Here is a 13,843-nt window from a genome sequence, read left to right on the forward strand (position 1 = left end):
GGGCAGTAGGATCCTGGGTCGTGCGGGTTCTTCTAGTGGGTGGTGGGGGGCGGGAGCATGCGCTCGCGCTCGGGTTGTCAGGCGATCCGGCCGTTACGCAACTGATGGCGGCTCCGGGTAATCCCGGGATCGCCGGCGTGGCCGAGTTGCGGGCGGTGACTCCGACCGATCCGGCCGCGGTGGCCGCGCTGGCCGTGGAGACCGCAGCCGACCTGGTGGTGATCGGGCCGGAGGCGCCGCTGGTCGCCGGTGTCGCCGACGCGGTACGCGCCAAGGGCATCGCCGTGTTCGGCCCCTCGGCCGAGGCCGCCCGACTTGAGGGCTCCAAGGCGTTCGCCAAGGATGTGATGACCGCTGCCGGCGTGCCCACCGCCCGGGCGTACGTCTGCACGGACGAGGAGAGCACCGCGCGGGCGCTCGACGAGTTCGGGGCGCCGTACGTGGTGAAGGACGACGGGCTCGCCGCCGGTAAGGGCGTGGTGGTCACCGACGACCGGTCCGTCGCGCTGGCGCACGCCCGCGAGTGTGGCCGGGTCGTGGTCGAGGAGTTCCTCAACGGCCCGGAGGTCAGCCTCTTCGTGGTGACCGACGGCGAGGCGGCGCTGCCGCTGCTGCCCGCGCAGGACTTCAAGCGGATCGGGGACGGCGACACCGGCCCGAACACCGGCGGCATGGGCGCGTACGCGCCGCTGCCCTGGGCCCCGGCCGGCCTGGTCGACGAGGTCATGCGCGACGTGGTCCACCCCACCCTGGCCGAGTTGCGCCGCCGTGGCACCCCGTTCGGTGGCCTGCTCTACGTCGGGCTCGCGATGACCGCCGCCGGCCCCCGGGTGATCGAGTTCAACGCCCGCTTCGGTGATCCGGAGACCCAGGTGGTGCTCGCGTTGCTGGAGACGCCGCTGGGCGGGCTGCTGCAGGCGGCGGCCACCGGCACGCTGGCCGGGCATCCGCCGCTGCGTTGGCGGCCCGGCGCCGCGGTCACCGTGGTGCTGGCCGCGCAGGGCTATCCGGCCGCGCCCCGGACCGGCGACGTGATCACCGGCGCGGACCGGCCGGGCATCATCCACGCCGGCACCGCCCGCCGGGCCGGTGACGGCGCGTTGCTCTCCGCCGGTGGCCGGGTGCTCTGCGGTACGGCCACGGGCGCCGATCTGGCCGCCGCACGGGCTGCCGCGTACGCGCTGGTGAACGGGGTCGAGCTGGCGGGCTCGCAGCACCGCACCGACATCGCCGCCGCCGCGGTCGACGGCCGGATCACGATTCCTGGCTGAACCCGGGCAACCTCCACCCGCCTCGCCGCCGTTTGAGCGGTGAGCTGAGAGTGGTCGGTCAGGCGTAGTAGCGGCGCAGTTCGCGGGTGAGCACCTTGCCGGTGGCGTTGCGCGGCAGGTACTTGACGAACACGACGTCGCGGGGCACCGAGAAGCGGGCCAGGTAGTGCCGGACGTATTCGCGGACCGCGTCGGGGTCGAGCGTCTCGTCGGGGTGCAGGGCGAGGAACGCGGCCAGCCGCTGGCCGTACTCGGGGTCGGGCACGCCGATCACGGCCGCTTCGCGCACCTGCGGGAGCCGGGCGAGCAGGTCCTCCACCTCGGACGGGAAGACGTTCTCGCCACCGGAGACGATCATGTCGTCGGCGCGGCCGTCGACGAAGAGCAGCCCTTCGGCGTTGAGCCGTCCCAGGTCACCGGTGTCGAGCAGGCCGTCGTGGGTCTCCCGGGTCGCCCCCGAGGTGTAGCCCTCGAACAACATCTCGTTGCCGACGAAGATCCGGCCGACCCGGCCGCCGGGCACCGGCTCGCCGCTGTCGTCGAGGATCTCCAGCCGGGTGCCGTGCGGCGGCCGGCCGGCGGTGGTGGGTGCCTCCCGCAGGTCGGCCGGCCCGGCGATGGAGGCCCAGGACACCTCGGTCGAGCCGTACAGGTTGTAGAGCACGTCGCCGTAGGCGTCCATGAACGCGGGGGCGAGCCCGCCGGGCAGCGCCGAGCCGCTGACCGCGACCACCTTCAGCGCGGGACGCGGGTCCGGCGGCGGCACCTCCAGCAGCCGCTGGAGCATCACCGGTACGGCGAAGAGCGCGTCACACCCGTGCGCGGCGAGCGCAGCCAGCGTGGCGGTCGGGTCGAAGCGGCGGTGCAGCACGATGGTGGCGCGCAGCGCGAAGGACACCTGCAGGGCCGCGAAGCCCCAGGTGTGGAAGATCGGTGCGGCGATCATCACCGTGTCCCGGGTGTGCAGCGGGATCCGGTCGATGATGGACACCAGTGGGCCGAAGCCGTTCGGGGTGGGTCGGCGGGCGCCCTTGGGGGAGCCGGTGGTGCCGGAGGTCAGCACGATGATCCGGCCGTCGCGCTCCGGTGGGCGCAGCTCGCCCGGCAGCGCTCCGGCGATCAGCTCGGCATGGGCGCGCTCGTCGACCCGGTGCAGCTCGGCCGGGAGCCCGAGGACCAGCTCGGCGAACTCGTCGTCGTGCACCAGTACCCGCAGTCGTTGCTCCTCGGCGACGGTGGCCAGTTGCGCGGCGGACAGGCCGGTGTTGACCAGGACCGCGTCGTTGCCGAGCAGGGTGGCGGCCACGATCGTCTCGATCAGGCCGTGGTGGTTGCGGCAGAGCACGCCGATCCGGTCGCCAGACTGTACGCCGAGCGCGGCGCGTAGTGCCCGGGCCAGCCGCTCGGACCGGTCGAGCAGTTCCTGGTAGGTCAGCTCGGTGCCGTGCTCGTCGAGCACCGCCGGCCGGCCGGGGTCCCGGGCGGCGGCTTGGCGCAGCTCACCGGCGAGGCTCCAGCCCCAGGTGCGCAGGGCGTTGAGCTGGGAGGCGACGCGGATGGGCCGGCCGGGGGTGAGCAGGCCGCGCCGGGTCAGCGTGGCGACGACGAACGGCAGGTCCATGCTCTCGGGCCTCCTTCAGGGGGTGCGCGGAAGGGCCCCCGTAGGGACCCTTCCGCGGGCTCTCTTGTCGATCATGCACCGGATCCGCCCTGCTGCCCAACCGGTGTGATCAGCGAATCTGCATGCCGGAGATCGCTCGGGAGATCACCAACCGCTGGATCTCAGAGGTGCCCTCGAAGATGGTGTAGATCTTCGCGTCGCGGTACCAGCGCTCCACCGGGTGATCCCGCAGGAAGCCGGCTCCGCCGAGCAACTGCACCGCCTTCTCGGTCACCGACACCGCCACCTCGCCGGCCTTGAGCTTGGACATCGACCCCTCGCCGGCGGTGAACGGGCGGTTGTTGCGGCCCATCCAGGACGCCCGCCAGACCAGCAGGCGCGCCGCGTCGATCTCCATCCGCATGTCGGCCAGCGCGAACGCGACCGCCTGGTTCTCGATGATCGGTCGTCCGAACTGGACCCGGTCCTTGGCGTACTCCAGGGCGTACTCGTAGGCGGCCCGGGCCACGCCGAGCGCCTGCGCGCCGACGGTGGGTCGGGACAGCTCGAAGGTGCGCATCGCGGCCTGCCCGGTGACGCGCTGCCCGGAGCGGGCGCGGTCCAGGCGTTCCAGGAGGGCGTCCCGGCCGCCGAGCAGGCAGCGCCCGGGCACGCGTACCCCGTCGAGGAAGACGTCGGCGGTGTGCGACGCGCGCAGGCCCAGTTTGCGAAGCTTGCGGGTGGCGGCCAGGCCGGGGGTACCCGGCGGTACGACGAACGCCGCCTGACCCCGGGAGCCGAGCGTGGGGTCGACCGAGGCGGTGACCACGTGCACTCCGGCGATCCCGCCGTTGGTGGCGTACGCCTTCTGCCCGGTCAGCACCCACTCGTCGGTGGCCTCGTCGTAGACCGCCCGGGTGCGCATCGCGCCGACGTCGGAGCCGGCCTCCGGCTCGCTGGTGCAGAACGCGGCCACGGCCGGCGAGTCGACGTCGCCGAAGCACTGCGGCACCCACTCGACCATCTGGTCGGGGGTGCCCGCGCCGTAGATGGCGGCGACGGCGAGCGAGGTGCCGAAGATGCTCAGACCGATGCCGGCGTCACCCCAGAAGAGTTCCTCGCTGGCGATCGGCAGGGAGAGCCCGGTCGGGTCGGCCCAGCAGGTGGCGAGGAACTCGAAGCCGTAGAGGCCGACCTTGGCGGCTTCCTGGATCACCGGCCACGGGGTGTCCTCGCGCTCGTCCCACTCGGCGGCGGCCGGGCGCACGACCTCGGCGGCGAAGCCGTGCACCCAGTCGCGCAGATCCCGCTGTTCCTCGTTCAGGTCGAGCGAGAACTCGGTCATCTCAGGCCTTGGGGATGTCGAACAGGTTGGCGATGTTGGCGGCGAGGCCGAGGTCGCCCTTCGCCTTCAGCTTGCCGGTCATGAACATCATCACCGGGTTGGCGCCACCGGAGACGATCTTCAAGAACTCCACCGGGCCCATGGTGAGGCTCAGCTTCGGGTCGTGCTGCGGGGTCTCGTTCACGTCGCACTTGCCGTCGGCGATGACCACCTCGTAGGTGTCGTTGCCGCCGTCCGGGCGACCGGTGATGACCCAGTGGATGACCGCGTTGGTGGAGCCGGCCCGGTCCGCACGGAACAGCGACGGCATCCGGCCGAACACCTCGCCGAGGATCTTGCCGCGCAGATCACCGGACATCACCTGGGCGATCTTGTCGTCCGGGGTGGACTTGACCAGCTGGGCGAACTCCTTGGGGCCGACGTTCGCGAAGGTGGCCGGGTCGAAGTCAGTCATGGGGGAAAACACCTCTCGGGCCGTCCGACTTGGTTACTCCGGCGTAACCCTACGCACGAGTAGGTATGCTCGCAAGGTGTCCACCGCTCCCGCCTTCAAGCGCCTGCCGCGGGCCGTCCGTGAGCAGCAGATGCTCGACGCGGCCGTCAAGGTCTTCTCCCGGCGCGGCTTCCACGCCGCCAGCATGGACGAGATCGCGGAGGACGCCGGCATCTCCAAGCCGATGGTCTACGCATACCTCGGCACGAAGGAGGAGGTGTTCGTCGCCTGCCTGCACCGGGAGGGCACCCGGATGATGCAGGCCATCGCCGGCGCGGCCGCCCCCGACCTGCCGGCCGACGAGCGGCTCTGGCGAGGGTTGCGGGCGTTCTTCGGCTTCGTCGGGGCGTACCGCGACGGCTGGGCTGTGCTCTACCGGCAGGCCCGAGGCGAGCAGCCGTTCGCCGGCGAGCTGGCCACCATGCGGGCCCGGCTGGTCGAGGTCGTCGCCGGGATGCTGGACCACGCGTTGCGCGCGGAGGGTCGCGAGGTGGCCGGCACCGACCTGGAGGTGGTCGCGTACGCCCTGGTCGGCGCGACCGAGTCGCTGGCCGACTGGCTCGCGGACCACCCGGAGGCCGACCCGGAGAAGACCGCCACGCGGATGATGAACGTGGCCTGGCTCGGCGCCGGCCAACTCCTGCAGGGCGTCACCTGGCGCCCGGCCACCGACTGACGCCCCGCATCACCGCGCCGGTGTCGGGCTCGCCGGCTCGGCCGGAGTCGGTCGCCCGGATCGGCGGCGGTTGCGGAGCCAACGGACCACCTCGACGACCACGGTCACCGTCAGCGCCAGGCCCAGGCCGAGCAACAGGCCGCGCAGCGGGTCCTGTTCGAAGGCCAGACCGCCGAGGTAGCCGACCAGCGCCGAGTAGAGCCCCCACGAGCCGGCGGCGAGCGCGTCGAAGGCCAGGAAGCGTCGACGGGGATATTGAACGGCTCCCATGGTGAGGGTGACCGCGGTCCGGCCCCCCGGCACGTAACGGGCCACGGTGAGGATCAGGCCGCCCCGGTCGGCGACTCCCCGGCGGGCCCGTTCGACGGCGGCCCGGCGCCGGCCGTGCGGCGGGAGCCGGTCGAGCAGCCGGGTGCCACCGCTCCGCCCGATGGCGTACGAGACGTGGTCGCCGACGAGAGCCCCGCCGGCGGCCACCAGGATCACCGCGGGCAGGTAAGGCGCCCCGGAGGCCGCGAACACCCCGGCGGTGATCACCGCGGTCTCGCTCGGCACCACCGGGAAGAAGCCGTCGAGCACCGCGATCGCGAAGATCGCCAGGTACACCCACGGCGAGGACATGGTGTGGTGCAGCAGGTCGAGCAGATCCATGATCCCGATGCTGGTGCGAACGACGGCCGTCGCCATCGGCCAGTGGTCAGCCGGGCGACACGACTTAAGTAGGTCCGGCCCGGACCGCTGGTAGGGGTCTTCCCCCACCGCACCCGGGTCTGTCCGGCGCGGACGGCACGATCCGGCGACGAAGACCTACGCTCGCTGCGTGGTGTCCCGAGCGGTCGTCCTGCGGTGGGTCGTCGACCGGTACGCCCCGCTGCTGCTCGCCGCAGTGGTCACCGCCGCCGTCTGGGCCAGCGCGACCGGGGCGATCGGCGTCCGCTCGCCGATGCCGGGGGCCGTCACACTGCTCGTGGCGCTGGCCTCGGGTTGGGCGGCCGGCGTGGTTCGGGCCCGCCGTTGGCCGCTGTTCCTCACGGCCGCGGTCAGCTGGTTGCTGCTCGCCGCCGCGGCACCCGGAGTGGTCGCCTCGTACCAGGCGGGTCTGCGGCTGCGTGGCCGCCGGCTCACCAATTATCTCGTCGGGGTCGCCCTGGTGCTGACCGGTGGCGTGCTGGTCGGGCTGGCAGTGGGCGGCGTACGTCGACTCACCACCGCCACCTTCGGCAACGTGCTGCTGCTGACCGCCTGCCTGGTCGGGCTTCCCCTGGTCGTCGGCCTCTGGGTGCGGGCCCGTCGGGACACGCTCGCCGCCCTGCGGGATCGGGCCGAGCGGCTGGAACGCGAGCAGGAGGCCCGCGCCGACCGAATCCGTGCCGAGGAGCGGACCCGCATCGCCCGGGAGATGCACGACGTGGTGGCGCACCGGGTGTCGCTGATCGTGGTGCACGCCGGGGCGCTGGAGGTGACCGCCACCGACCCGGAGACCGTCGAGTCCGCCGCGCTGATCCGCGAGACGGGTCGGCAGGCACTCACCGACCTGCGCGAGGTGCTGGGCGTGCTGCGACAGGCCGCCCCGCCCGCAGTGCCGGAGCCGGCGCTCGACGCCCTGGACGAACTGATCGGGGAGTCTCGCGCCGCCGGACTGCGGGTGTCCCGGCGGGACGAGGGTGTGGCGACGGCGCTGCCGGCGACCGTGGAACGCACCGCGTACCGGGTGGTGCGGGAGGCGCTGACCAACGTGCGCAAGCACGCCGCCGACGCCGAGACGACGGTCTGCCTGCGCTACCTTCCCGGCGGGCTGGAGGTGGTGGTCCGCAACGGTCCGTCCGCGGGTGGGTTGGCCCTGCCCGGCGCCGGCCACGGGCTGCTCGGCCTGCGCGAGAGGGTGGAGCTGCTCGGCGGCCGACTGGAGGCGGTGCCCGTGCACGACGGGTTTTTGGTCCGTGCCCTGCTCCCGGTGGCGGGTGCGGCGTGATTCGCGTGGTGGTGGTCGACGACGAGCAGCTGGTCCGCGCCGGGCTGCGGCTCATCCTGGAGGCGGCACCGGACATCGTGGTGGTGGGCGAGGCGGCGGACGGCGCCGGCGCGTTGGAGCAGGCTCACCGGTTGCACCCCGACGTGGTGCTGCTCGACGTCCGGATGCCGGGCATCGACGGGCTCACCGCCGCGCCCGAGGTGGTCGCCGCCGGCCCAAAGGTGATCATGTTGACCACCTTCGACCTCGACGAGTACGTGCACCGGGCGCTGCGTGCCGGAGCGGTGGGCTTCCTCCTCAAGGACACCCCGCCCCGGGAACTGGCCGCGGCCGTCCGCACGGTGGCCGCCGGGAACGCGATGCTCGCACCGACGGTGACCCGGCGGCTGATCAGCTCGTTCGCCGAGCGCGGACCGGCCCGTCGGGACGCGGCCCGCCAGCGGCTCGCCCGGCTCACCGCGCGCGAGCTGGAGATCGTCCGGGAGGTGGGGCGCGGGCACGGCAACGCGGAGATCGCGCGGCGGCTGACGATGAGCGAGGCCACCGTGAAGGCGCACGTCAGCCGGGCGCTGGCGAAGCTTCAGGCGGGCAACCGGGTGCAACTGGCGATCCTGGTGTACGACGCCGACCTGCTGTGACCGGGCTGCGCGGCCCGTCGCGCGGCAGACGGTGCGGGGTGGCCGGTCAGTGGCGGGCGGCGGCACGGCGGCGTGCCCGGCTGCGCAGCCGACGGACGCCCTCGATGCCGAACGTGACGATCACCGAGAGCCCCACGCCGACGAGGACTCCCCGCACCGGGTCGCGTTCGAAGGCCAGCCCGCCGAAGTAGCCGAGCAGCCCGCAGTACAGCGCCCAGGTGACCGTCGCGATGCCGTCGTAGAGCAGGAACGATCGGCGCGGGTAGCGCACCGCGCCCATGGTGAGTGTGACCGCGGTCCGGCCTCCCGGCACGTACCGGGAGGTGGTCAGGATCAGCCCGCCGCGCCGGTCCACCGCACGCCGGGCCCAATCGGAGCTGGCCCGCCGACGGCTGCCGACGGGCAGTTGGGCCAGCCGGTTCGCGCCCCCGCCCCGCCCGATGGCGTACGAGATGTGGTCGCCGATCAGCGCGCCGAGCGCGGCGCTGGCGATCACCGCGCCCAGGTTGGGGTGCGCTCCGTCGGCGGCGAGCACCCCCGCGGTGATCACCGCCGCCTCGCCCGGCACCGCGGGGAAGAACGCGTCGACCGCGGTGAGCCCGAAGATCACCAGGTACACCCACGGTGAGGTGACCGTCTCCCGGAGCAGGTCGAGCAGGGCGTCCATGCCCCCAATGCTCGGCGGCCGGTCGACACGCGGTGGCGCTTCGCCGACATCCGCCGCCCGCCCCGCCGGGTCAGCGCACCGTGCCGGCGAGGTGCGGTCGACCGGTGCGCGGGTCGTGCAGGGCGAAGTCCCAGCCGTCGTCGGCGCGGGCGGCGGAGAAGCCGATCGTGCCGGGCAGCGCCACCGGCAGCTTGAACGCCACCTCGACGGTGCCGGCGTCCGGCAGCCGGTTGTCCAGCGCGGCCAGGCAGCGGGCCTTGGTCCACATGCCGTGCGCGATCGGCCGGGGAAAGCCGAAGAGCCGGGCACCCAGCCGGGAGGTGTGGATCGGGTTGTGGTCGCCGGAGACGCGGGCGTAGTCGGTGCCGACGCGAGTGCCGACCCGCCAGTGGGCGGTGGCGGCCGGCGTCGCGGGCCGCTCACTCCGGTCGCGCCGGGTACCGCCGCCGTCACCCCGCTCCCGGCTGAGGTACGTGGCGACGCCGCGCCAGACCTCCGTCCCGCCGGCCGAGGCGACCAGCACCACGTCGAGCTGCCGGCCCCGCTCGTGCGGGCGCAGATGCTCGGCGTACGCGGTGAAGTCGAGCAGCTCACCGGCGAGCACCGGGCGGTGCGTCGTGATCCGGTTGGCCACGTGCACGAGACCGGTCACCGGGAAGGGGAACTCCGGCGCGGTCATCAGCCGCAGCGCCAGCGGGAAGCCCAGCACGTGCGGGTACGTCACCGGCAGCCGCTCGGCCAGCGGAAAGCCGCAGACCCGGTCGTAGTCGGCGAGGTGTGCCCGGTCGACCTGGACGCCGGCGACGGTCAACGCGACCGCCGGCACGGTCCGGTCGCGCCGACCGCCGAGCAGCGCGCCCCGCAGCGCCCGTCGGTACAGCGGGCCGGTTGCCGGCAGCCGGGGCAGCTCGACGGTGGCCCGCACCGGCGGCTCTTCCGCGTCACCCATCACGCCCCCAGCAGGCTCTGGCCGCAGACCCGGACCACGTTGCCGCTGACCGCGCCGCTGGCCGGCCAGGCGAGCCAGCCGATCGTCTCGGCCACGTCGACCGGCAGCCCGCCCTGGGCCACGCTGTTCATCCGCCGGCCCGCCTCGCGGACCACCAGCGGGATGCGCGCGGTCAGCCGGGTCTCGATGAAGCCGGGTGCCACCGCGTTGACGCTGATCCCGCGGTCGCGCAGGGCCGGGGCGAGCGAGCCGACCAGCCCGATCACGCCGGCCTTGCTCGTGGCGTAGTTGGTCTGCCCCCGGTTGCCGGCGATCCCGGCGATCGAGGAGACCGACACGATCCGACCGCCGGCCGGGATCAGCTCCCGCTCCAGCAGCACGTCGTTGATCCGCTCCTGGCTGGAGAGGTTGACGTCGATGACCTGGTCCCACCGGTCGGCGTCCATCCGGCCGAGCGTCTTGTCGCGCGTGATGCCGGCGTTGTGCACCACCGCGTCGACCCGACCGTGTCGGCTGGCCAGGTGGTCGGCGAGCCGGGTCGGCGCGTCCGACGCGGTCAGGTCGAGCTGCACGGCGGTGCCGCCGATGTCGTTCGCCACGGCGGCCAACGCGTCCCCGGCGGCCGGGATGTCGAGCGCCACCACCTGCGCGCCGTCGCGGGCGAGCACCCGGGCCAGCGCCGCGCCGATGCCCCGGGCGGCGCCGGTGACCAGCACGACCTGCCCGTCCAGTGGGCGGTCCCAGTCGGTCGGGGCGGTCGCGTCCCCGGCACCGACAAGGATCACCTGCCCCGAGACGTACGCGGACCGGCCGGACAGAAGGAATCGGAGGGTCGATTCGAGGCTCGTGAACGTGCCGGCAGGATGGCTCGAACCGCCCGTGGCGGTGACGGCGTTGCCGGTCACGTACACGAGTTGTGCGGTGACGCCCCGGCCGAACTCCTTGCCGATGCTGCGGACCAACCCCTCCAGGGCACGCTGGGCGGTGGCCTCCCGCGGCGTCGGGCACTCCTGTGGCGGGGTGCCCAGCACGATCACCCGACCGCTGGGCAGCACGGACCGGGCCTGCGGGTGGAAGAAGTCGTAGAGCTGGCGCAGGCCGGTCGAGTCGGTGATCCCGGTGGCGTCGAAGAGCAGTGCGCCGTACCGCTGCGGGGTGTCGGTGGAGGCGGCCGCCGTCGGGTCGGCGAGTTCGACCCCGGCGGTGGTCAGGATCGTGGCGACCGGCTCGGCGAGCCGGCCGCCGGTGGCCGCGCCGAGCAGCGCGGGCCCGGGCAGCAGCGGGTCGCCGGGGTGGTGTCGGCGCAGTCGCGGCGGGTCGGGCAGCCCCAGGCGCTTGACCAGCGTGCGGCCGGCGGCCGATTGGACGAAGCTCGCGTACCTGTCGGTCATGGGCGTAGCCTACTGGCGAGTAGGGTTCGAGCAACACATGTCGAGGAGGCGGATCGTGCAGAGCATCCGGCGGGTCGCGGTCATCGGGGGCAACCGCATCCCCTTCGCCCGTTCCAACTCCCGCTACGCGGACGCGTCGAACGCGGACCTGCTCGGCGCGGCGCTGGACGGTCTGATCGCCCGGTACGGGCTGGCCGGGCAGCGGGTCGGCGAGGTGGTGGCCGGGGCGGTGCTCAAGCACTCCCGGGACTTCAACCTGACCCGCGAGGTCGTGCTCGGCTCCCGGCTCGACCCGCACACACCGGCGTACGACATCCAGCAGGCCTGCGGCACCGGCCTGGAGGCGGCGATCCTGGTGGCCAACAAGATCGCCCTCGGGCAGCTGGACGTGGGCATCGCCGGTGGCGTCGACACCACCTCCGACGCGCCGCTGGCGGTCAACGAGGAGATGCGCCGGACGCTGCTCAAGCTCAACTCCGCCCGCTCGCTCGGCGAGCGGCTCAAGGTCGCCGCCAAGCTGCGCCCGCTCCAGCCGTTCAAGCCGGAGATCCCGCGCAACGCCGAGCCGCGTACCGGCCTGTCCATGGGGGACCACGCCGCCCGCACCGCGCTGCGCTGGCAGATCGACCGGCGCTCCCAGGACGAGGTGGCGCTCCGCTCGCACCAGCGACTGGCCGCCGCGTACGACCGCGGCTTCTTCGACGACCTCATGACGCCGTACCTGGGCCTCACCCGCGACCAGAACCTGCGCGCGGACACCAGCCTGGAGAAGCTCGGCTCACTCAGGCCGGTGTTCGGCACCCGTGGCCCGGACGCCGAGCAGGCCACCATGACCGCCGGGAACAGCTCACCACTCACCGACGGCGCGTCCACGGTGCTACTGGCCAGCGAGGAGTGGGCGAGCGCGCACAATCTTCCGGTGCTGGCCTGGTTCAGCTGGTCGGAGACGGCCGCGGTGGACTTCGTGCACGGCGACGAGGGGCTGTTGATGGCGCCCGCGTACGCGGTGCCCCGAATGCTGGCCCGGGCCGGGCTGACGCTCCAGGACTTCGACTACTACGAGATCCACGAGGCGTTCGCCTCGCAGGTGCTGGCCACCCTCGCCGCCTGGGAGTCACCGGAGTTCTGCAAGGACCGGCTCGGTCTGGACGCCCCGCTCGGCGCCATCGACCGCGACCGGATCAACGTGCACGGCTCCTCCCTGGCCGCCGGGCACCCGTTCGCCGCCACCGGCGGACGGATCGTGGCGACCCTGGCCAAGCTGCTGGCCGAGAAGGGCAGCGGACGCGGACTGATCTCGATCTGCGCCGCCGGGGGTCAGGGCGTGACGGCGATCCTGGAGCGCTGACTGACGACCGGCCCAGGTCAGTCCCCGGGTGACCCCGTCCGAGGGTGGTCACCGGATACGGGAGAATGGGCGCCGTGACGACGATCCCGAACGTGCTCGCCAACCGGTACGCCTCGCCCGAACTGGTCGCCCTCTGGTCACCGGAGGAGAAGGTCCGGATGGAGCGGCGGCTCTGGCTGGCCGTGCTCCGCGCGCAGCGCGATCTCGGCGTGCCCGTGCCGGACGGCGTGGTCGAGGCGTACGAGCGCGTGCTCGACCAGGTGGACCTCGCCTCCATCGCGGAGCGGGAGCGAGTCACGCGGCACGACGTGAAGGCACGGATCGAGGAGTTCAGCGCGCTCGCCGGGTTCGAGCACGTGCACAAGGGGATGACCTCCCGGGACCTCACCGAGAACGTCGAGCAGCTCCAGGTGCGCGCCTCGCTGGAGCTGATCCGGGACCGTGTGGTGGCCACCCTGGCCCGGTTGGCCTGGCTCGCTCACGAGCACTCCGAGCTGGTGATGACCGGCCGTTCACACAACGTGGCGGCGCAGGCCACCACGCTGGGCAAGCGCTTCGCGTCGGCGGCGGAGGAGCTGCTCATCGCGTACGAGCGGCTGGAGGAGCTGATCGCCCGCTACCCGCTGCGCGGGATCAAGGGGCCGGTCGGCACGGCCGCCGACCAGCTCGACCTCTTCGACGGCGACGCCGACAAGGTGGCCGAGCTGGAGCGCCGGGTCGCCGAGCACCTCGGCTTCTCCCGCGTGCTGGACAGCGTCGGGCAGGTCTACCCACGATCGCTGGACTTCGACGTGCTGGCCGCGCTGGCGCAGACCGCCGCCGCGCCGTCGTCGCTGGCCACCACTATCCGGCTGATGGTCGGCCAGGAGCTGGTCACCGAGGGCTTCAAGCCGGGTCAGGTCGGCTCCAGCGCCATGCCGCACAAGATGAACACCCGTTCGTCCGAGCGGGTCAACGGCTTCGCGGTGATCATCCGGGGTTACCTGTCGATGGTCGGCGAGCTGGCCGGTGACCAGTGGAACGAGGGGGACGTGTCCTGCTCGGTGGTCCGCCGGGTCGCCCTGCCGGACGCTTTCTTCGCCGCCGACGGGCTGTTCCAGACCTTCCTCACCGTGCTCGACGAGTTCGGCGCGTACCCCGCGGTGATCAACCGGGAGCTGGAGCGGTTCCTGCCCTTCCTGGCCACTACGAAGATCCTGGTGGCGGCGGTCCGGCGCGGCGTCGGCCGGGAGGTCGCACACGAGGTGATCAAGGAGCACGCGGTCGCGGTGGCGCTGGCCATGCGCGAGAAGGGCTCGCCGGAGAACGACCTGTTCGACCGGCTCGCGGCGGACGGCCGGCTCGGCCTGTCCCGCGCCGACATCGACACCCTCGTCGCCGACCGCACCGCCTTCGTCGGTGCCGCCCCGGCCCAGGTCGCCGCGGTCACCCGCCGCATCACCGCCGTGGTCGAAACCCACCCGCACGCAGCCACCTACTCCCCACCCCCCATC

Annotated in this window: 13 protein-coding genes; 6 read left to right on the top strand and 7 right to left on the bottom strand. The window is 73.1% G+C overall.

The window, feature by feature from the left end; translation table 11 throughout:
• Positions 1 to 20: 20 nt before the first annotated feature.
• The gene (purD, locus tag EAD89_RS27685; RefSeq protein WP_121677751.1) at positions 21 to 1,271 is read left to right on the top strand and encodes a phosphoribosylamine--glycine ligase; all 1,251 of its coding nucleotides are present in this window, start codon (positions 21 to 23) and stop codon (positions 1,269 to 1,271) included.
• 58 nt (positions 1,272 to 1,329) lie between these two features.
• Here the strand turns inward: purD and EAD89_RS27690 are convergent, their stop codons facing one another.
• The 3 genes from EAD89_RS27690 to EAD89_RS27700 form a co-directional block, all read right to left on the bottom strand.
• Positions 1,330 to 2,892, bottom strand: a complete 1,563-nt coding sequence (locus EAD89_RS27690; RefSeq protein ID WP_121677752.1) for an AMP-binding protein — start codon at positions 2,890 to 2,892, stop codon at positions 1,330 to 1,332.
• A gap of 109 nt (positions 2,893 to 3,001) precedes the next feature.
• Positions 3,002 to 4,216: an acyl-CoA dehydrogenase family protein gene (locus EAD89_RS27695; protein ID WP_121655718.1), complete on the bottom strand. Its 1,215-nt coding sequence runs from the start codon at positions 4,214 to 4,216 to the stop codon at positions 3,002 to 3,004.
• Position 4,217: 1 nt separating this feature from the next.
• Entirely contained in the window at positions 4,218 to 4,670 is a 453-nt protein-coding gene (locus tag EAD89_RS27700; RefSeq protein WP_121655719.1) for an SCP2 sterol-binding domain-containing protein, read from the bottom strand.
• 76 nt (positions 4,671 to 4,746) lie between these two features.
• Between EAD89_RS27700 and EAD89_RS27705 the strand changes: the two genes are divergently transcribed.
• The gene (locus EAD89_RS27705; RefSeq protein WP_121677753.1) at positions 4,747 to 5,385 is read left to right on the top strand and encodes a TetR/AcrR family transcriptional regulator; all 639 of its coding nucleotides are present in this window, start codon (positions 4,747 to 4,749) and stop codon (positions 5,383 to 5,385) included.
• A 9-nt stretch (positions 5,386 to 5,394) separates the two neighbouring features.
• Here the strand turns inward: EAD89_RS27705 and EAD89_RS27710 are convergent, their stop codons facing one another.
• Positions 5,395 to 6,039 (bottom strand): DedA family protein, encoded by a 645-nt coding sequence (locus EAD89_RS27710; protein WP_121677759.1) that lies wholly within the window; start codon positions 6,037 to 6,039, stop codon positions 5,395 to 5,397.
• Between the two features lie 166 nt (positions 6,040 to 6,205).
• On the opposite strand from EAD89_RS27710, the gene EAD89_RS27715 reads away from it, so the two are divergent.
• Positions 6,206 to 7,357, top strand: coding sequence for a sensor histidine kinase (locus EAD89_RS27715; protein ID WP_147458884.1), 1,152 nt, complete (start codon positions 6,206 to 6,208; stop codon positions 7,355 to 7,357).
• Positions 7,354 to 7,995: a response regulator transcription factor gene (locus EAD89_RS27720; protein ID WP_121677755.1), complete on the top strand. Its 642-nt coding sequence runs from the start codon at positions 7,354 to 7,356 to the stop codon at positions 7,993 to 7,995. The genes EAD89_RS27715 and EAD89_RS27720 overlap by 4 nt, the downstream gene beginning before the upstream one ends.
• A 46-nt stretch (positions 7,996 to 8,041) precedes the next feature.
• Here the strand turns inward: EAD89_RS27720 and EAD89_RS27725 are convergent, their stop codons facing one another.
• The 3 genes from EAD89_RS27725 to EAD89_RS27735 all read right to left on the bottom strand — a co-directional run bounded on the left by EAD89_RS27725 (position 8,042) and on the right by EAD89_RS27735 (position 11,002).
• Positions 8,042 to 8,662 (bottom strand): DedA family protein, encoded by a 621-nt coding sequence (locus tag EAD89_RS27725; protein ID WP_121655723.1) that lies wholly within the window; start codon positions 8,660 to 8,662, stop codon positions 8,042 to 8,044.
• Positions 8,663 to 8,732: 70 nt separating this feature from the next.
• The gene (locus EAD89_RS27730; protein ID WP_121677756.1) at positions 8,733 to 9,611 is read right to left on the bottom strand and encodes a MaoC/PaaZ C-terminal domain-containing protein; all 879 of its coding nucleotides are present in this window, start codon (positions 9,609 to 9,611) and stop codon (positions 8,733 to 8,735) included.
• A complete protein-coding gene (locus EAD89_RS27735) occupies positions 9,611 to 11,002 on the bottom strand; it encodes a 3-oxoacyl-ACP reductase (protein WP_121677757.1) in 1,392 nt (463 codons plus the stop codon). Before EAD89_RS27735 ends, EAD89_RS27730 begins: the two co-directional genes overlap by 1 nt.
• A gap of 55 nt (positions 11,003 to 11,057) precedes the next feature.
• Here EAD89_RS27735 and EAD89_RS27740 point away from each other — a divergent pair, with 55 nt between their 5' ends.
• On the top strand, positions 11,058 to 12,350 hold the full coding sequence (locus EAD89_RS27740) for an acetyl-CoA C-acetyltransferase (protein ID WP_121677758.1): 1,293 nt from the start codon (positions 11,058 to 11,060) through the stop codon (positions 12,348 to 12,350).
• A gap of 74 nt (positions 12,351 to 12,424) precedes the next feature.
• A partial coding sequence (gene purB / locus EAD89_RS27745) for an adenylosuccinate lyase (RefSeq protein ID WP_121677760.1) occupies positions 12,425 to 13,843 on the top strand: 1,419 nt, incomplete at its 3' end.

It is taken from the genome of Micromonospora sp. BL4 (assembly GCF_003667505.1).
Classification (GTDB): domain Bacteria; phylum Actinomycetota; class Actinomycetes; order Mycobacteriales; family Micromonosporaceae; genus Micromonospora.

What these genes read in the sequence shown, in the direction of transcription:
- EAD89_RS27725 (WP_121655723.1), bottom strand. Translation starts at nt 8,662, where the DNA reads ATGGACGCCCTGCTCGACCTGCTCCGGGAGACGGTCACCTCACCGTGG.
- EAD89_RS27700 (WP_121655719.1), bottom strand. Translation starts at nt 4,670, where the DNA reads ATGACTGACTTCGACCCGGCCACCTTCGCGAACGTCGGCCCCAAGGAG.
- EAD89_RS27690 (WP_121677752.1), bottom strand. Translation starts at nt 2,892, where the DNA reads ATGGACCTGCCGTTCGTCGTCGCCACGCTGACCCGGCGCGGCCTGCTC.
- EAD89_RS27695 (WP_121655718.1), bottom strand. Translation starts at nt 4,216, where the DNA reads ATGACCGAGTTCTCGCTCGACCTGAACGAGGAACAGCGGGATCTGCGC.
- EAD89_RS27730 (WP_121677756.1), bottom strand. Translation starts at nt 9,611, where the DNA reads ATGGGTGACGCGGAAGAGCCGCCGGTGCGGGCCACCGTCGAGCTGCCC.
- EAD89_RS27735 (WP_121677757.1), bottom strand. Translation starts at nt 11,002, where the DNA reads ATGACCGACAGGTACGCGAGCTTCGTCCAATCGGCCGCCGGCCGCACG.